Consider the following 18,719-nt stretch of genomic DNA (forward strand, 5'->3'; position numbering starts at 1 on the left):
TTATTACCTAATTAATAATGGAATCATAAATGGCCTGCTGAATACGTGTTCGCAAACCCGACTTTATCAACAAAGTATTGGTCGCGGACGGATAGGTTCTGTTCGACAGAAAAACATATACAATTTCTTCATCCGGGTCCGCCCATGTATAGGTACCAGTAAAACCACTGTGCCCAAAACTTTTTCTGGACACACAACCGCAAGTAGGGCCCTTTTCCTCTAACTGGGGCTTATCAAAGCCAACGCCCCTTCTCACCTTCTTGTTACAGAAATAGCAGGTATTGAACCTTTTTACCGTACGTGCGTTAAAAAACCGCTCCCCTCCATAATAACCGCCCTGCAAGTACATTTGCATAATCTTGGCAACCTCGTTCGCTGTGCTGAACAATCCTGCATGACCACCGACACCACCTTGCATGGCCGCTCCCATATCGTGAACATAGCCCTGCACCGTCTGATATCTAAAATAGTCGTCTTCCTCCGAAGGAACTATCGCTTCTTTTGGAAATTTTTTCAACGGATTGAATGTAGTTCGCTGTAAACCCAATGGCCTGTAGAGAAATTCATCGACCAATTCATTAATGGGTCTTTTATAGGTATCCTCAATATACTCTTTAAAAACATAGTAACCGACATCACTGTATCGGTACCGGTTGGATTTTAAGCTTTGTCTTCCAATCCTATTGTAAATGGAATCCTTATAGGACCTGGTCAGGTATAAGTGCTCTGCCACTTTATATGGAAAAGCTTCCGAAGGGTTTTGTCGGTAAAATTCATTGGAAGGCTTTCTGTCCTTGGTCAAAGTATCCAAATAAAAAGCGATCCAAGACGGTAATCGGCCGTAATGGGACAATGCCTTCAATACTGAAACATCCTTTAACTCGGTATCGTCGTATTCGGGAATCAGGTCTTTAAAGGTATCGTTCAAGGCAATCTTGCTCTCTTCTTCCATCTTCATGATCATGGGCAAGGTGGACAAGATCTTGGTCAACGAAGCCAAATCGTAAATGGATTCATCGGTAATCCCATGCTCCGATTGATAGGTCGGTTTTCCAAAATTCTTGTTGTAAATCACCTTTCCCCTACGGGCAATCAACACCTGCGCTCCGGGAAACATCAAAGAATCCAATCCGTTATGAACAAGGGTGTCCACTTCTGACAGCATCTCGGAACTCATACCAACCCGCTCGGGAACACTGTATCCCAAGCGTTGAATGGCTTGTACATCAACACCCGTGCCTACTGGAAATTCACCATGGGCCGATACGGGGAGTTTACCTGTAGCTCCAATCGCCCCAAATATAACTTCAGCTACCTTTTTCTGGGCAATGTCATTGTTCTGATATCCTACTACTACACCATCCATCGTATCAAAGTTGAGAATGTCCAGCAAGGCATATGGTCTGGCAAACAAAGCCAGAATGGTATTGCTTGTCCGTAATCGTGAAATTTCTTCCAGCCAAAAACGCTCATTTTTGGAAAATTTATATCCTTTCCATGGACTCGAATTATCTTTATGCAAACCAATAATAACCAGGTTGAACTTTGCCAGTTCCTTTTTGTACTCAGCAATATCCTTGGCCTTTATGTGGGTCACTTCATAATATTTGTTCAATGCGGCATGAAAAGGGGCGCCGGAATCGTCTCCAAAATGCACATAAGCAATTTTCTTATTGTCCAGTTTTTTGATGGGCATTAACGAGAAATTATTCTTGGTAACCGTAATGGCCGCTTCAATGGCCTCTTCATAAACCACATCGTTTTCGATGCTGTTTAAATCCTCGTGCAAGTTTTCCAAATCCACAGCTTGATACTTATACAGCCCTGCTTTGTATTTGGCCATCAATATTTTTTTGACGGATGCTGACAGTCGCTCTTCGGTAATAAGGCCCGACTGATATGCCTCAATAAACTTTTCTTTCGCTTTTAGCACATTCTCTGGCATCAAAAGCATATCGTTACCCGCCAAAAAGGCTTTGAGCTCTACCTCCCCCTCTGGGGCGAACTGGGATACGGCCTTCATGTTCAAGGCATCGGTAATGACCAGACCTTGAAAGCCCATCCGATTTTGCAGTACTTCCGTGACAATGTTTTTGGACAATGTTGAGGGATGCCCTTCTCGAGATTCCAAACTTGGCACATCCAAATGCGCCACCATTATGGAACTCAATCCTGCTTCCATTGTTTTTTTGAAGGGATAAAGTTCGATAGAATCCAAGCGTTCAACCGAGGAATTGATAATCGGCAAGGATTTATGCGAATCCGTGGCAGTGTCTCCATGCCCTGGAAAGTGTTTGCCGCTGGAAAGTACCCCCGCCTTTTCCATTCCCCGAACAAAGGCACGCCCCTTTTGGGCCACATTTTTAGGGTCCTCACCAAAAGAACGGTTTCCTATGATCGGGTTTTCCGGGTTGTTGTTCACGTCCAAGTCCGGTGCAAAATTGATATGCACCCCCAGACGTTTGGCATGTTTTCCGATTTGATAGCCTACCTTTTCTACAATGGCACTATCCTGTATCGCTCCCAAAGTCATATTCCATGGAAAGGCATAGGTTGAGTCCAAACGCATGGCCATGCCCCATTCGGCATCAGAACCGATGAGCAATGGTACTTTGGAAACAGCTTGGTATTCGTTGGTCAGTTTGGCCTGTTGAACAGGTCCTCCCACTAAAAAGATGACCCCTCCAATACGTTGCTCCTGAATTAAGCTTTTTACTCTGTCCGTTGCCGATTTGCCTTGGTTGGATGCAACGCTTACCATAAATAACTGTCCTATACGCTCTTGCAAGGACATATTGGCATATTGGTTCTCCACCCAAGCCGTTTGTGGCACGGAGTCTTTGACAACCAACGGGTTAAATTGCCCGATGGCGTGAAAACAACATAGTAGTAAAAGAGGGAGGTAGCGATTTATCCGCATAAAATCTTGTCTAAGACCTGAACTTATTGCCGATAAAAATATTGTATTTCATCGAGGAATGCATAGAAATTAAGATAAATTAAGAATTTTGCTATACAAATCTGGAGTGCCAACTTTCACTGGCGGGTACTTCCCAATGCTCTAAATATTCTTGTTTGGTGGCCACCAAATTATTAAAGACAACAGTGTTGGCCGAAACAGATTTGGCCTTTGCCATCTTTTTAAAATCCTTCAGTGGTTTATAAGCGATATATTCTCCTTGTTTGTAGGAAACATTCATTCGGTCTAGCAGCTCCACATTGTATTTCTGTTCCAAGGTTTGAATAAAATGTACGGAGGCATCAATGGAACAACCCGAAGCACTGACATTGGTCTGGTCCAGCCCGATTACGATAAAGCGTTTGTATTTTATTTCGAAGCCTGCATTGAGATTGCTGCCATGGGCCGTCCATTCTTTGAGGAAAGCCGTTAAGCTATCTTCCAACTCGTTCAATTCTTCTTCCGTAAAACTCCTGTTGGCCTGATAAATCCAAATTCTGGAGTGGTCTGGCAATTCATTAAAATCCACTAGCATATTTTTTTTCTTTTCGGTCTCGACTTTAGTTTATCCTGGCTTGGTCGAAGGGCTCGACCTGACATTTCTACATTAATTTTATAATCCTTGGGAATTCGCCAATAATTCAGCTACATCCAAAACAATGACACTATCTTCTTTTTCGTGTGCTTTTATCCCATCTGTCATCATGGTATTGCAGTATGGGCAACCCGTCGCAATAATATTGGGATTGGTCTCCAAAGCTTCTTTGGTACGCAATACATTTACATCCATATCCCCTTTTTCTGGCTCTTTGAACATTTGTGCACCCCCTGCTCCACAACATAGGGCTGTTTTTTTATGGCGTTTCATCTCCACCAATTCTGCATTGGTCTTGGTCAGCAATTCCCTCGGTGCATCAAAAATGGAATTGGCCCGTCCCAAGTAACAGGGATCGTGAAAAGTGATTCGCTTTCCTTTGTATCCTTCTCCTTCTATTTGTAAACGCCCGTTATCTATAAGCTCCTTTAAATATTGCGTGTGGTGGACCACCTCATAGCTACCTCCCAGACTTGGATACTCGTTTTTTATGGTGTTAAAGGAATGTGGGTCACAAGTTACGATGCGTTTTATTTCATATCCATTCAACAATTCAATGTTCATCATGGCCTGCATCTGGAACAAAAATTCATTTCCGGCCCTTTTCGCCACATCACCCGTTGAGCTTTCCTCAGGCCCCAAAACGGCAAAATCAACATTGGCTTTGTTCAACAGCTTCACAAAGGCCCTGGAAATCTTTTTGGCACGGTCGTCGTAACTGCCGGCAGACCCTACCCAAAACAATATTTCCGGTTGTTTGCCCTCCGCCATAAACTCCTGCATGGTCTTCACCTTCAATTGTTCACTCATAATGTTTGATTTATTCGTTTACCCAGTTTAAACGGTCCATTTGATTGTAAGGCCAAGGGGCACCGTTGTTCTCGATGTTGGACATCATATTGTTCAACTCTGTAGGTGCGGCCGATTGCTCCATGACCAGATATCTGCGCATTTCCACAATAATGGACAAGGGGTCTATGCTTACGGGACATGCTTCCACACAGGCATTGCAGGTAGTGCAGGCCCAAAGTTCCTCCGTTGTGATGTAATCGCCCAATAATTCCTTGCCATCGGGAACAAACTTTCCTTTATTGGCATCTATATTCTTGCCCACTTCCTCCAAACGGTCGCGGGTATCCATCATTATTTTTCTGGGCGATAATTTTTTTCCGGTCTGGTTTGCAGGGCACTCTGAGGTACAGCGCCCGCATTCGGTGCAGGTATATGCGTTCAACAACTGCACCCAGTTCAGATCCATAACATCGGAGGCCCCGAATTTTTCGGGTTCTGCTGCTTCATCTTCCGCTGGTGCGGCGTACGGGTCAGCATCGGGATCCATCATCAGTTTCACCTCTTTGGTGACGGATTCCAGATTATTGAACTGTCCCTGTGGCTGTGTTTTTCCGTAGTAGGTATTGGGAAAAGCCAAAAGGATATGTAAATGTTTTGAATAATATAGATAGTTCAAGAAAGCAAGTATTCCCAGAATATGCAGCCACCAAGCTGTGCGTTCCACCAAAATCAAAGAGGACTCGGAAAGACCTTCAAATAAGGGGACAATATACTGGCTCACGGGGAAAGCTCCCGCCTGTGCGTAGTGGTCCACGCCCAATTGCTGCAATTGATAGTCCGCAGCGTTCATCGTCAAAAACAAGAGCATCAGAACAAACTCGATGTACAGAATCAGGTTGCCATCAGTCTTGGGCCAGCCTTTCATCTCGGGCTTTATGAACCTTTGAATACGGATAATATTTCTTCTGACCCAGAAAACAACTACCGCCACGATGACCAACAGGGCCAAGATTTCAAAAGAACCGATTAAAAAGTTGTAGACCGCACCAAGGGGTGAAAACAGCCTGTGGGTACCAAATAGTCCATCAAGAATAATTTCCAGCACCTCGATATTGATGATGACAAAACCAACATAAACGATGATGTGCATTAAACCCGCAACTGGCCTTACCACCATTTTGGTCTGCCCCAGGGCTATTTTTGTCATATTTTTCCACCGTTGTGACTTGTTGTCGCTCACGTCCACATCTTTACCGAGTTTAATGTTACGGGACAACTTTTTTACATTGCGGGCAAAAAAACCAATGCCCACAATAAGGGCTACGGCAAATATGATATTGGGCAAATATTCCATTTATTGATTTTCTTTTTGTTGAATAGAATCCAGCTGCTCGGCCGGGTCGTTCTCCGGAAGCGTATATTCCTTTTGCTTTTTGCCGAACACTGAAACATTTACATAGCGTTTTGGGTTGAGCCTAAAATCCTGTAACAAAAGATCCAACTCCTTGGATGCCTCGGCCAGATTGTCGTATAGGGCATCGTCTTGATGCAGTTTCCCCAAAGATCCCTCGCCCCTTTCAATCTTGGCCAATATGGCGTTCAATTTATTGATGGTAGTTTTGAACTCCGTTAATGTACCCCCTAAGTCTGAATTTACAAGCGAATCCGAAAGTTTTGAAAAGTTTGAGGTGATATGACTCACATTTTTTAAAGAGCTATCCAATTGCATTTTATTGTTGTCGAGCAAAAGGTTCAGATTATCGGCGCTGCCTTTAAAGGATGTTACCACTTGGTTCAATGAGGCTATGGTCTGTTGCAGTTGCTTTTTTGTGGGGTCGTCCAAAATCTGGTTGAAATTCATCAGTAAAGTATCAGCATGGGATACCGCTCCCTCAATCTTCATCTGGAGTGGGGTCAATTTTTGCTGTACCAATTCCGTTATTCCAGGTTTTATTTTGGATTGCAGTGTGTCTCCTGATTTAGCTATAGGAGCTTTATCAAAAACAGGGACGATTTGAACAGCTTTTCCTCCAATGATACCGGTGTCAAAAAGTTCGGCTATACTATTTTCTGAAAACTCGAAATCATTGTTTACGGTTAAGGTAACAAGCAGTTTTCCTGAATCATCTTTGAAGCGGATATCGGTAATATTGCCCACATTGAATCCATTTATGGAAACCTGGGTTCCGGGCTGTAGCCCACCTACATTATCGTAAACAGCGTAAAATGTCTTGTTGTTTTCAAAAAGAGGAGAGGATTTTAAGTAGCTAAGCCCAAAAATAAAGGCCACGATTCCAGCGACTACGATAATCCCAGTTTTAATTTCCCTGGATAGTTTCAAAAGATTCGGTTTATGGTTTTAACAAATTTAGGAATAATTATAACAAGAGTGCTTTTGGAAATGAATCTACTTCAACGCATCCGTTATCGGTACCCTGACCCCATCTTTGTACGCCACGATGTATGATGTGGTATAGCCCTGGGCATCTGCATCTTTTTTTAACTGCTTTGCCGCTTCAAAGGTATTGGCATTGCCATACATATAACGAAACATGTTCTTGTACGGCTCTTTGGACAGCTCATTTAAACCATTAAAGTTGCTTCCATTCAATGGAATGTTTTTTCCACTGGCCATTAATTGTACTTTAAAGACTACCCCGTTGCTCTCTGCTTTCTTTTCTTCCGCGACCTGAACTTCCTCTTGTTTCACGGGCTGCTCGTCATTTACAGGCTCGTCCACTTTAGTGGTCCCGGCCGGCACATTAACCGCTGCTTCGACCTCTTCAATCTTAGCGGTTTCGGCAACTGGCTGAGCTATGGCAAAGCCCATATCCTCTTTATAGGCCAGTACTGCATTGGCAATGGCCTTTCCCATTTCGTCCTGTCCTTTTTTGGAGTTCAGGTAGCTTCCTTCGTTCTTATTAGTCAAAAAGCCTGCTTCCACTAAAACGCTGGGCATAAAGGTTTGGTGCAGTACAATAAAACCCGCTTGTTTCACTTTTCTATCCTTTCGTTTGAGCTCTTTTGTAAAATTATCTTGCAGTTTTTTGCCCAATTGTATGCTTTGATCCAAAAACTCTTCTTGCATAATGGTTAGTCCGATTACCGATTCGGGAGAGTTAATATCGTACTCCGCATATCGCTGCTCATAGTCATCTTCCAAATAGATTACGGAGTTTTCTTTTTTGGCTACCTCAAAATTTTGACGATTGGCGTGCAATCCCAGTACATAGGTTTCTGTTCCGTAGGCATCGGAATTGTGCGCATTGCAATGCACCGATACAAAAAGGTCGGCATTGGCCTGATTGGCGATCTCTCCTCGTTGGAACAGATCTACAAAAGTGTCATCGCTTCGCGTGTAGACCACTTCGATATCCGGATGTTTTTCTAGTTCCTTGCCTACTTTTAATACAATGGCCAAGGCAATTTTCTTTTCCAAATACCCATTTCCAATATTCCCTGGGTCGTGCCCGCCGTGACCTGCATCCAAAACGACGACAAATTTATCTTTCGATTGAACCTCGGTATCATTTTTGTTGAAAGAGGCCAAAGGGAGGACCAGTAGTAGAAAAACTAAAAATGTTAACCGACTTTTATTCATAAGAACTGAGTAATTATAGCGTTCCGTAATGGTTAAAAATATTGTAATCCCCAATTAGTAGAACAAAAAATATATGTAAGTTTGACCCCTAAACTGGGCCGACTAGCACAAAAATAGGATTTATCACGTTGCAACCAAATAAACATCTTTTACTTTTCCTATTTGTTCTTCTTTGTGGCATCGCTACCTTAAGTGCTCAGGAAGACCCTATTACCCCCTTGCCCATCAAGGCCGTAAAGGATACCATTTTTGCGCCTTTGATGCCACCAAACATTTTGAACGACTCCATCAAGGTTGATTCCGTAAGCGCAGATACCGTGCCAAAAAAGCAACCTTTGTTGTTGGACAAAATCAAATATAAAGCAAAGGACTATGTGAAACTCAGCCAAAAAGACAATAAAATTTATCTGTACGACGAGGCGGAAATCTATTACCAGGATACCGAACTCAGGGCTGGCGTGATCATTATGGATTATGTTAAAAATGAGGTGTACGCCGGACGGATGAAGGACTCCCTGGGAAATTATTCGCAGCTGCCCTTTTTTAAACAAGGGGACAACGAGGTGCGTCCTGATTCCATTCGCTTTAATTTTGATACCCAAAAAGCCCTAATCTGGAATTCAAGGACCGAACAGCAAGCCGGTTTGGGGCAATTGGGAAGCGATGCCATGAAGGTATATGCCCAACGGACCAAAAAAGAGAACGACTCGGTCTATTTTTTGAACGAGGGGAAACTCACTACCTCTAGCGATACTGTGAACCCCGATTATTACATTAGGGTTCGAAAAGCCAAATTTGTGCCTAAAAAGAAAATTATTGCAGGGTACAGCAATATGTACATTATGGACGTTCCCACACCGATCGCACTGCCCTTTGCCTATTTCCCCCTAACTACGGGAAGGGTCGCGGGGATATTATTCCCTACCTTTGGTAACGATCCAAGGCGAGGTTACTTTATTCAAAATGGAGGGTATTATTTGCCCATAAGTGATTATGTGGATTTGAGTGTCACAGGAGACTATTATACGAACGGTAGTTATGGTCTGCAGGGAAGGTCCATTTACAGCAAACGTTATAAGTTCAATGGAAATGTCAATATTAGTTATGAAAATCTGGTGACCAGTCAAAAAGGTTTTGATGATTACAGTAGAACCAGCAACTATAATATTAGAATATCGCATTCGCAAGATACCAAGGCAAGTCCCAATTCGCGATTTTCAGCATCGGTGAACCTTGGATCCAGTCAATACTACACCAACTCCCTGAACCAGGTCAACCGGAACAATTCACAGACCAACACCTTTGCCTCGTCTATAAGTTACTCCAAAACGTTTCCGGCTTACCCTTCGGTAAACACGAGTTTAACGGTGAGCCATACCCAAAACTCAAGAACGCAACAAATCAATATGTCGCTCCCGACCTTTCAGGCCAGTATGGAACGTATTTACCCTTTTGTAAAGCGGGACGAAATAAAAAAGGGCGTTTTTGAGAACATCAATTTTCAATATGATGTAAATGCCCAGAACAGCATAACCACTACGGAGGAAAACTTCTTTAAAAGCGGTATGTTCGATGATGCTCGGATTGGAGCGCGACATAGAATACCTATTGCCACCAACTTTAAATTGGCCAAGTATCTGAGTGTGAGTTTAAGCGGGAACTACGAAGATATTTGGACCATGGAAACCATTAGGCGAGAGTATAATGAGGAAACCGAAGAAGTAGTCACCGATACCATTGCGGGATTCGACCGTTTTAACCGATACAGTCTCGGAACCAGCATCGGTACCACCATGTACGGTACCTGGAATTTTGGGGAAGACAAAAAAATTCAGGCGCTCCGACATGTCATGCGTCCATCCATTAGTTATGGCTACACCCCTTCCTTTGAGCAGTTTTATGATTCCTACACCAATCAAGATGGCGAACAGGTGGAATATACACCTTACGAAACAAGTATTTATGGCAGGCCCTCCTTGAACAAGGGAAGTTCATTGAGTTTCTCCTTGCAAAACTCCTTGGAAGCCAAAGTTCGGGACAAAGATTCCACCGCGACCGAACCCAGAAAGGTGAAGATTTTGAGTAACCTCACCTTCAATGCGAGTTACAATCTTGAAGCGGATTCGCTAAAGCTCAGCCCCATTAGTATGAGCGGCGCCACCGAAATCATCAAGAATGTCCCTATAAATTTCGCAGCTACCTTTGATCCCTATGCCATAGACAACAACGGGCGAAGAATAAACACCCTGAACATTAACAATGGTGGGGGTATTGCGCGTTTGACAACGGCAAGGGTAAACACCAGTTTTTCCCTGAACAGTGAAATGTTCCAAAAGGGCGGCGCCAAAGAAGAGAGCGATGAAAAAAAGCAAAGGGATTTTAGTGACAACCCATTTGCCATGGACGATGTGAGGGGGGAACGATCTGATTTTGCTAGGGGAAACAGCAGCAAGGGAAATGAGGATCAGCCGATATACAACAATAAGTTACCGTGGGATGCCCGGTTTACCTATGTTGCCTCCTACAACAACAACAATCGACAGAGTGAAATCACCAATCACTCTTTAATGTTCTCCGGAAACATACAGCTTACGCCCAAATGGGATATTGGTTTCAATTCGGGCTACGATTTTAAGAACAAAGGTTTTACGGATACCCGTTTTGCCTTTAAACGTGATTTGGGAAGCTTTAGGCTGAGTTTTGATTGGACCCCTTTTGGACGATTTGAGCGCTGGTACTTCTTTATTGGTATAAAGAGCTCCCTGTTACAGGACCTTAAATGGGAAAACAGGAGTCAGCGCTAATTGCTATTGCTTTATTCTTTACCTTAACCCTTCAAAAACAATCAGATGAAAAAAATAATAAACACTCCAAAAGCACCGGCTCCGATAGGCCCTTACAATCAAGCTGTACTTATAAAAGATACCCTGTACATCTCCGGGCAGATTCCAATTGACCCAGCTACGGGAGCATTGGTCGAAGGCGATATAAAAGCCGAGACCAAACAATCCATGGAGAACTTAAAGGCTATTCTTGAAGAAGTGGGGTTGACTTTTGAGCACGTTATAAAATCCTCCATATTTATCAAGGATATGAATCAGTTTGCTCAAATAAATGAGGTGTACGGCACTTATTTTGATGCCGATACCGCACCGGCAAGAGAAACTGTGGAAGTTGCCAATCTGCCCAAGTTTGTGAATGTGGAAATATCTATGATTGCTGTTAAATAGTCCCTCGGTGGAATTCCACGAGGCCTTCAATGGGTCTACGACGGATAACACCCAAAATTAAATCGTTGCGTTCCAAACAAGCGGTAAGTTCATCTTGCAAAAAGTGTGCTATGCTGCCCACAAAACTAATGGGCACTTTGGTGGCGAGCTCATACTGCATAATGTAATTGTTCACGAACTGCTGTAGCCCTTTTTCAATTACTCCTTTGCAATACGGATGCTCCTTGTTCTCGATAATAAAACGGGCAAAGGTCGCCAAATAGGTATTTGGATTGGGTTGCTTGTACAAATGGTCTTTTATGACATCGGCATCAAGGTCAAACTCCTTAGCAAACTTTATCCCAAGATCTTGGGGCATTTTATGAAAATAATAATCACGGACCAGTTTTCTTCCGAAGAAGTTCCCGCTTCCATCATCCATTAGAATATAACCCAAAGAGGTCACTTTTTGGATCAGTTGATGCCCATCGTAATAACTACAGTTAGATCCTGTACCCAAAATGCACACAATGCCCTGCTTGCCTATTTTAGTGGTGGCGTAGATTGCAGCATAGGTGTCTTCCCGTACCTCAGCTTTGGCATTGGGAAAGAAATCCTTGAAAATGCCTTTTAAAAAGGTTTTCATTCTATCGGTTCCGCAACCGGCTCCGTAGAAATACAATTGACGTACTTGCTCCTTGTTCTTGGAAAGTTCAAAATTATTGGCCAATCGGTCCTCTATAACTTCTTTGGTCAACACTTCGGGGCTAAGTCCCAAAGTTTGGGTCACAAATAATTGTTCCCCTTTTTCATCCAGGGCAATCCAATCGGATTTAGTGGCACCACTATCCACGATCAAAACCATACGTCGAGATTTTATATTGAAATCCTGAAGAACGGAATCCGCCCTTCAGGATAAAAAATTTATGAGATAAAGATTATAGGCTTGCTGCGTGCAGGGCCAATTCAATCAACTTGTTGGAGTATCCGGTCTCGTTATCGTACCAAGACACCACTTTGAAAAATTTGGAATTTAGCTCAATTCCAGCACCTGCATCGAAAATAGAAGTCCTAACATCTCCAACAAAATCTTGGGATACTACAGCTTCTTCGGTATATCCTAAAATTCCGGCCAATTCGCCTTCGGAAGCAGCCTTCATAGCAGCTTTGACACCTTCGTAAGAAGTTTCCTTTTCCAATTTAACGGTCAAATCCACAACAGAAACATCCGCGGTTGGTACCCTAAAAGCCATACCTGTAAGTTTACCTTCCAACGAAGGAATAACTTTAGTTACCGCTTTCGCAGCACCAGTAGACGCAGGAATAATGTTCAAAAGGGCACTTCTACCACCTCTGTAATCCTTTTTAGATGGACCGTCAACGGTCAATTGGGTAGCCGTTGTAGCGTGTACTGTTGTCATCAAAGCTTCAGCAATACCAAACTCATCGTTAAGAACTTTGGCTATGGGTGCCAAACAGTTGGTAGTACAAGAAGCATTGGAAATGATAGTATCCGTTGCCTTAACATCTTTATGGTTAACACCCATAACAAACATTGGAGCATCCTTGGACGGAGCAGAAATCACGACTTTTTTGGCACCACCATCAATATGGGATTGGGCCATATCCAAAGTAGTAAAAATACCGGTACATTCTGCAACGATTTCAGCGCCAACTGCATCCCACTTCAAGTTCTTTGGGTCACGCTCTGCTGTAATCCTAATGGTTTTACCGTTTACTACCAGATTTCCATCCTTCACATCCACGGTACCTTCAAAATTTCCGTGAACAGAGTCATACTTCAACAAGTAGGCCAAGTGCTCGACATCCAACAAATCGTTGATTGCCACAACATCCACATCACCTCTTTTTACCGTTGCTCTAAATACCAATCTTCCTATTCTACCGAATCCGTTGATTCCTATTTTCAAATTTGACATGTTCTTCTTTTTTGTGTTTAATTTATGTTGTCATTATATCCGAAACTCTTATGAGTTCTTCGTCGATTTCCGTATGTGCCTTTATGGCTTCCGCCAATGGTGTGAGCACCAATTTGGTATCCCTGATACCTACCATTAGGTTTGATTTGCCCTCCAAAATGCTCTCTACCGCTTTTACGCCCATTCTACTGGCGAGAACCCGGTCAAAGCAAGTTGGGTTACCGCCACGTTGCATATGCCCCAGCACGGAGACCCTTACATCATAAATCGGCAAATGCTCCTCTACGTATTCTTTCAGTTCAAAAACATTCTTACCGATCTTGTCGCCTTCGGCAACGAGCACTATACTGGAGGATTTCCCTGATGCTTTACTTCGTTTTAGCGAATCCAGCAATCTTTCAAGACCGAGATTCTGTTCCGGGATCAAAATTTCTTCTGCACCGGCACCTACCCCTGCGTTTAAAGCAATATGGCCAACATCCCTGCCCATTACCTCAACAAAGAACAATCGGTTATGGGAGCTTGCCGTGTCGCGTATCTTATCAATCGCATCCACTACGGTGTTGATCGCCGTGTCGAACCCTATGGTATAGGAGGATCCTAAAATATCGTTATCAATGGTACCGGGAATTCCAATTACCGGAAAATTGTATTCCTCGGTGAACAAAAGAGCTCCCGTAAAACTTCCATTACCTCCAATGACCACAAAGGCTTCAATACCTTCCTTGGTCAATTGGTCATATGCTTTCTTCCTTCCTTCCTTGGTCCTAAATTCCTCGCAACGGGCAGATTTTAAAATTGTGCCTCCCTTATTGATGATATTGTTTACACTACGGGCATTCAATGTCTTGAAATCACCTTCCATCATTCCCTGATATCCTCTATAGATACCAACACATTCAATATTCAAATAAGCACAAGTACGGACAACGGAACGAATTGCGGCATTCATTCCAGGAGAGTCTCCGCCAGACGTAAAAACTCCTATTTTTTTAATTTCTGAAGCCATTCAAATTTTTAAGAGGTCAAAGCTAGGAAACTTTATTCAAATTTTGAATATCTTAATAATATATTTGAATTGAAGCATTTTCTCAAACGTTTTCGTAATAAATTAATACAAAAACACCTAAAAATATAAATCAAATATGCTACTTAGGGCAAATTGATGGGCTTTTGTGAAAAACGTATCAAACTATCCTTCCCCATCACCTGAACCGGTTGTTTCTGCGGGGATGGTTTTTGCTCTTCTTCGGGATTCTCTTTTTTATTGAAGACTTTTCGCATCAACTCTCTAAAACTATCAAAATCCACTTGGTACGATAGACCAACCCCTTGGGTATAGCCCTGCCTTTCCACCAAAAACTGCTGTATCTGGTTTTCACGGTTAAATATTTTCGCGCTCAAGGTCCCTTCATCATTCAATAATACCTGAACCTCAACGTCCCCGGCCACAACAGTTTCCGATACACCACCGACGGGAACCCCTACCCTTCCGTTTACCAAAATACGGTCAGACAGCTGGGTGGACACGGTAACGCCTATCCTGTCTTCTGTGGCGATGTCCGTATTGGGGTCATTATACCCCTGCTCGTAGGATACCCCAAAATTAAGTTTGTCGTTATTGCCCGAGAGAATTTGATTGAAAAGTCCCGAAGCGGTTTGAATTAGATTTCCCGTAACGGCCTGTTGGTTGATTCCTCCCGATTGCGGATCAACAAAGGTGCCCTGTGCCAGTAAGAAAAAGGCATTTCTTTCCTTAATGGTGGGGTCTTGCAAACGATACTCCAATTCCGACTGCACCACGGAATTTGTCCCGGGGAAATCGATGCCAAAGTTGATGTTAGGACTTTCCAGCTCTCCATCCAAGCGGACCACGACCTCTGTCGGTATTCTGCCCGTATATCCTGCGTTGTCCAAAAGTGGGGCCGGGTTGGCATTTAGGGAATATACGGCTTCCAGGTTCAATTGGGCGGCCAAGGGGTCGCGTTCCCATAAAATTGTTCCTCCGGGGCGTACTTTGAACTTCTTATCAATTACACCGCCGTATTTAAAGTTATATTCTCCGGAAACCACAACAAAATCGCCGTACATATTAAACTTACCATTAGTGTTGATCTCGATCAACAAAATACCTTCTCCGGTTCCCTTTAATGAACTTCCCGTACTTTGGTCCACCACAATTTCCACTTCTGCATCGGGTGTAACAGCAAGGTCAAATGCCATTTCCAAACCTTGGTACTCGTCCAAAACGCGCTTTTCCTCAAAAGTTCCTGATTCGCCCTTTTCCACGAAATTGATGAACGAATAATCCCCAACGCTTGTTACATCGCTCAAAGGTATTTTAAGCGAAGAACCTGCTCCTGTGGTCGCATCTACCGAAATGGTCATTGCATCAATGGGGCCATAGATACTTCCGGTACCGTTGATGAACCCCGTTCCGTAATACAACGATTCTTCATCGTACTTGGTATTCAAAATCATAAAACGGTTGTTTTTGGTATCCACATCCAGCCCTAAATACCAATCGTCAAAACCGGTATGGCTTATAGTTCCGTCCAAAATGGCAGTGGTGCCCTCTTCCACATCCGAGAGTTCCATATTCTCAAAATAAAAAGTCTGGTCAAAAAGCCGGATTTGTGAACGGGGGGCAAAATCATAATCCACATTAAGGTATGGAATGCCCAAACCTGCATTATTAAGTGTGAGCAAACCGTTGATTGAAGGATTTTCAACATTACCGGTTATGGTTGCATCTCCGCTGACCACCCCCCTTATGTTGGAAATGATATCCTGGCCTAAGGGTTTGAAAGGATCTAGCATAAAGTCGGAAAAGTGCGCCTGAAGATCCAGTTCTCGCTTGTTATCCCTATTCAATACCCTGCCATTTAAGCTCATACGTTCCTTACCGTCATCGTTCAGCCAAGTACTGACACCAAATTCGGTAAGGTCGTTGTTTCCATAAATTCCAACTTCCAAATCCCCCATGCGCATGTCATTGATGCTAAAGTTTTGGATGTTTAAACTGGATGTGGGCAGATAGTTACCATCTTTTTGTAAAATGTTGAGAAAACCCTCCACTTTACCATTCATTTTTAAACTGTCTATGGCGGGGGTTATTTTTTCGAGCGATACCAGTTTAAATTGAAGATCGATATCCTTATAGGTCGAATCGGCAAACTCCCCTCGTAATCTGATCTGTTCTTCGTTGTTGTTATCCATGACCACATCCTCTATACGGATACTATCCAAGGTACTGTTGAAAATTACCTTGTTCTTGTTGTTCCCGTTCTTATTGAGCACCCAAGTGTTCCCCTTAAAACTGACATCTGATTTTTTAAGCCCTATCACCGACCGGTTGTTTTCGTTAAAGGTGTGGTAAAAATTCAGGTTGTAGCTATCGTTGTACTCACTGCCGCCTTTAAACTCCGTTCTAAAGAAAAGAGTATCCTTTATGGTGGTGTTGATGAGACTGAAATCCTTAATATCGTAGTACACCGTGGACATATCGTCAACAGAAACGAAAGTGTTGAACAAAGGATTCTTATTATCGATTTTCAACTCAATATTGTCAAAGATATTACCATAGGCCTCAATGCTCGGTGATTTAAACGTGAGCTTAAAATCGCTTTGGTCCGCCTCAATGGACCCTCTGATGTAGGTGTTTGGATCAAAAGCGATTTCGGGCACAAATACATCTACGATCTTATTGTAGATTTTAAAATTAAAGTCCAAATACTGCCCGTCAGAAACTTTAAAGGGTTGATAATTGGTATAGATACTACCAATGGAGTTCTGCAGCAATCTACCCAGTTCGCCCACCTTAAAATGCCCCCTCATATATCCCGTGATGATATCGGGAGAGTTGATTTCCACGGTACGGATGGTATCGCGTTCAAAAGAGGAGGTTACACTAAAATCTTCAAAATAATAGGTATCGTTTATGTTTTGGTAGGTGGTGTTTGTAAACTGCAACTGACCGGCCATATCGTCGAGGTTATTGCCTTCGATATCCATATCCACGTGCCCCCTAAAAATGGAAATACTATCATTGATAAAGTTTAACTTCTTTAGGTCGGCATAATCCACAGCCGCCACAAAATTGAACTTGTTCTGCCGCGCCCCAAAATTGGCCAGCCCTTGAAAATCGAACCGAAAATTATCGTCGTTGCACAGCAGGACACCATCGAACAATTGGTTTCGGAGCACCCCGGAGACATTGATCTTATTATATTCGTAATTGTTGAACTCAAACTTGTAGATGTCACCGGAGAGTTCCGTGTTCAAACTTTCCGCCACGAAACCCTTTCCTTCCACGTTCATGTCCATAGAGGCCAGCCCAAGGTCATCGTTATCGATAAATCCGCCCAAATCAAAATCGATCAAAGAAATAAAACCAATGTAAGAAGCATCCTCAATGGTCTGTACATTGGTCATTTGAAGGTCCACATAGCTATCCCCCACCGCAGTATTCAGGTTAACCGTTACATCGATGGAAGTTTCGGTAACCTCTACATCACCCCTAACTGTGAACTGACCGAGCTTTTGAACAGATTCGGGAATGTTTCTCCCTAAAATTTTGGGCAAGATACTTCTTAGCTGATAGTAACTGGAGGTAAGGTTATCTACATCTCCCCGAAGAACGAATGGTGCTTGTTCGCTAAACATATTATCAAACCTAAAATCACCCCGAATACCAGTATTGTCCGTAAAAAGGAACAGGTCATCCACCTGAAGCTGGTTGAGCACCCCACTGAAATTCCCGGTAAAGGTGACTGTTTTATCCTGGCCGAATTCATCATAAAAAGCATTTATCTCGTTAAGGGAGACGGAAGATTCCGTAAAATTGGCATCTATTTCCACTAAATTGATGAAATCCGCCAAATCTTCACGTTTATAATTGAACACCAAATTGCCTTTGAGTTCTGATTCATCGGTATCTATCAGTAAATCATCAAAACGCATTTGTTGTTTGGTATATTTAAAATCAGTTGCCATTTTCCGCAACCGTATTCCACGCTTTGCCAAGGTGGAGAGGTCATCAATTTTTAAGGAAACATTGGGGCCAAGGATTTGAAAATCGTGGGACAAAATTTCAATTTCAGAGAAATTCAACACTTTCGGTTTTTCCAAATTCTCATCGATCAACCTAAACTTCCCACCGTGGATCTGAATCTCGTCCGCGGACATAAAAAAAGGTGGGGTGCCCGGATCTCTGGGTTTTCCATCGTCCAGTTTTGCCACAAAAACATCCAAATTGGTCTCCGTCTCTCCTTCATATGTTTTCAAATTAAAGGTGAGCCCATCCAATTCCATATCACCAAAGGCTATCTTGTTATTGACCATATTGCGAAGGTTTAGGATGGATGTTGAGAGTTTATGGATATGGATGAGGGTATCTTTTTTGTAGTCCTCCACATAAATACCTTTGATTCCAGCATTTAGATTAAAAAGAGACGCGCCGATTCGCTCAATTTGAATGTTGGTCCCAAACTTCTCGTTCAACGTATCCGTAGCGTACTTGCCCAATCTGGTCTGAACCGCGGGAATGGAAAGTAGCAGCGAACCCAATACCATGATCAAGAGGATGACCAAGAGGATACGCAACAGTATTTTACGAAGTTTT

12 protein-coding genes are annotated in these 18,719 nt (G+C 42.9%); 2 read left to right on the forward strand and 10 right to left on the reverse strand.

The features are described from left to right. Nucleotides 1-7: 7 nt before the first annotated feature. From J4E06_RS10185 to J4E06_RS10210, 6 genes are all read right to left on the reverse strand, one after another. A complete protein-coding gene (locus J4E06_RS10185) occupies nucleotides 8-2,920 on the reverse strand; it encodes a serine hydrolase domain-containing protein (protein ID WP_349523804.1) in 2,913 nt (970 codons plus the stop codon). Nucleotides 2,921-3,011: 91 nt separating this feature from the next. Further along, the gene (locus tag J4E06_RS10190) at nucleotides 3,012-3,494 is read right to left on the reverse strand and encodes an ABC transporter ATPase (RefSeq protein ID WP_349523805.1); all 483 of its coding nucleotides are present in this window, start codon (nucleotides 3,492-3,494) and stop codon (nucleotides 3,012-3,014) included. Between the two features lie 78 nt (nucleotides 3,495-3,572). Beyond that, the gene (locus tag J4E06_RS10195) at nucleotides 3,573-4,364 is read right to left on the reverse strand and encodes a (Fe-S)-binding protein (protein WP_349523806.1); all 792 of its coding nucleotides are present in this window, start codon (nucleotides 4,362-4,364) and stop codon (nucleotides 3,573-3,575) included. Between the two features lie 10 nt (nucleotides 4,365-4,374). Beyond that, the gene (locus J4E06_RS10200; RefSeq protein WP_349523807.1) at nucleotides 4,375-5,700 is read right to left on the reverse strand and encodes a 4Fe-4S dicluster domain-containing protein; all 1,326 of its coding nucleotides are present in this window, start codon (nucleotides 5,698-5,700) and stop codon (nucleotides 4,375-4,377) included. Then, nucleotides 5,701-6,687, reverse strand: a complete 987-nt coding sequence (locus J4E06_RS10205) for an MlaD family protein (RefSeq protein WP_349523808.1) — start codon at nucleotides 6,685-6,687, stop codon at nucleotides 5,701-5,703. Nucleotides 6,688-6,753: 66 nt separating this feature from the next. After that, complete coding sequence (locus tag J4E06_RS10210; protein ID WP_349523809.1) at nucleotides 6,754-7,947, reverse strand: N-acetylmuramoyl-L-alanine amidase family protein; 1,194 nt, start codon at nucleotides 7,945-7,947, stop codon at nucleotides 6,754-6,756. 128 nt (nucleotides 7,948-8,075) lie between these two features. On the opposite strand from J4E06_RS10210, the gene J4E06_RS10215 reads away from it, so the two are divergent. Both J4E06_RS10215 and J4E06_RS10220 read left to right on the forward strand, forming a co-directional pair. After that, nucleotides 8,076-10,751 (forward strand): putative LPS assembly protein LptD, encoded by a 2,676-nt coding sequence (locus J4E06_RS10215; RefSeq protein WP_349523810.1) that lies wholly within the window; start codon nucleotides 8,076-8,078, stop codon nucleotides 10,749-10,751. Between the two features lie 45 nt (nucleotides 10,752-10,796). Then, complete coding sequence (locus J4E06_RS10220) at nucleotides 10,797-11,177, forward strand: RidA family protein (protein WP_349523811.1); 381 nt, start codon at nucleotides 10,797-10,799, stop codon at nucleotides 11,175-11,177. Here the strand turns inward: J4E06_RS10220 and J4E06_RS10225 are convergent. From J4E06_RS10225 to J4E06_RS10240, 4 genes are all read right to left on the reverse strand, one after another. After that, nucleotides 11,170-12,021, reverse strand: coding sequence for an N-acetylglucosamine kinase (locus J4E06_RS10225; RefSeq protein WP_349523812.1), 852 nt, complete (start codon nucleotides 12,019-12,021; stop codon nucleotides 11,170-11,172). The two genes, J4E06_RS10220 and J4E06_RS10225, sit on opposite strands and share 8 nt — an antisense overlap. 73 nt (nucleotides 12,022-12,094) lie before the next feature. Then, nucleotides 12,095-13,096, reverse strand: coding sequence for a type I glyceraldehyde-3-phosphate dehydrogenase (gene gap, locus J4E06_RS10230; protein ID WP_349523813.1), 1,002 nt, complete (start codon nucleotides 13,094-13,096; stop codon nucleotides 12,095-12,097). 22 nt (nucleotides 13,097-13,118) lie between these two features. Continuing rightward, nucleotides 13,119-14,105 (reverse strand): 6-phosphofructokinase, encoded by a 987-nt coding sequence (pfkA, locus tag J4E06_RS10235; protein ID WP_349523814.1) that lies wholly within the window; start codon nucleotides 14,103-14,105, stop codon nucleotides 13,119-13,121. 143 nt (nucleotides 14,106-14,248) lie between these two features. Next, nucleotides 14,249-18,670: a translocation/assembly module TamB domain-containing protein gene (locus J4E06_RS10240; RefSeq protein WP_502877347.1), complete on the reverse strand. Its 4,422-nt coding sequence runs from the start codon at nucleotides 18,668-18,670 to the stop codon at nucleotides 14,249-14,251. Between the last annotated feature and the right edge of the window lie 49 nt (nucleotides 18,671-18,719).

The sequence above is a fragment of the Allomuricauda sp. NFXS6 genome, assembly GCF_040148835.1.
In the GTDB taxonomy this organism is placed as follows: Bacteria; Bacteroidota; Bacteroidia; order Flavobacteriales; family Flavobacteriaceae; genus Flagellimonas.

Bases quoted from the DNA above. Each gene is read 5' to 3' on its own strand.
- J4E06_RS10185 (WP_349523804.1), bottom strand. From the start codon at position 2,920: ATGCGGATAAATCGCTACCTCCCTCTTTTACTACTATGTTGTTTTCAC.
- J4E06_RS10190 (WP_349523805.1), bottom strand. From the start codon at position 3,494: ATGCTAGTGGATTTTAATGAATTGCCAGACCACTCCAGAATTTGGATT.
- J4E06_RS10195 (WP_349523806.1), bottom strand. From the start codon at position 4,364: ATGAGTGAACAATTGAAGGTGAAGACCATGCAGGAGTTTATGGCGGAG.
- J4E06_RS10200 (WP_349523807.1), bottom strand. From the start codon at position 5,700: ATGGAATATTTGCCCAATATCATATTTGCCGTAGCCCTTATTGTGGGC.
- J4E06_RS10210 (WP_349523809.1), bottom strand. From the start codon at position 7,947: ATGAATAAAAGTCGGTTAACATTTTTAGTTTTTCTACTACTGGTCCTC.
- J4E06_RS10220 (WP_349523811.1), top strand. From the start codon at position 10,797: ATGAAAAAAATAATAAACACTCCAAAAGCACCGGCTCCGATAGGCCCT.
- J4E06_RS10225 (WP_349523812.1), bottom strand. From the start codon at position 12,021: ATGGTTTTGATCGTGGATAGTGGTGCCACTAAATCCGATTGGATTGCC.
- gap (WP_349523813.1), bottom strand. From the start codon at position 13,096: ATGTCAAATTTGAAAATAGGAATCAACGGATTCGGTAGAATAGGAAGA.
- pfkA (WP_349523814.1), bottom strand. From the start codon at position 14,105: ATGGCTTCAGAAATTAAAAAAATAGGAGTTTTTACGTCTGGCGGAGAC.
- J4E06_RS10240 (WP_502877347.1), bottom strand. From the start codon at position 18,670: ATGGTATTGGGTTCGCTGCTACTTTCCATTCCCGCGGTTCAGACCAGA.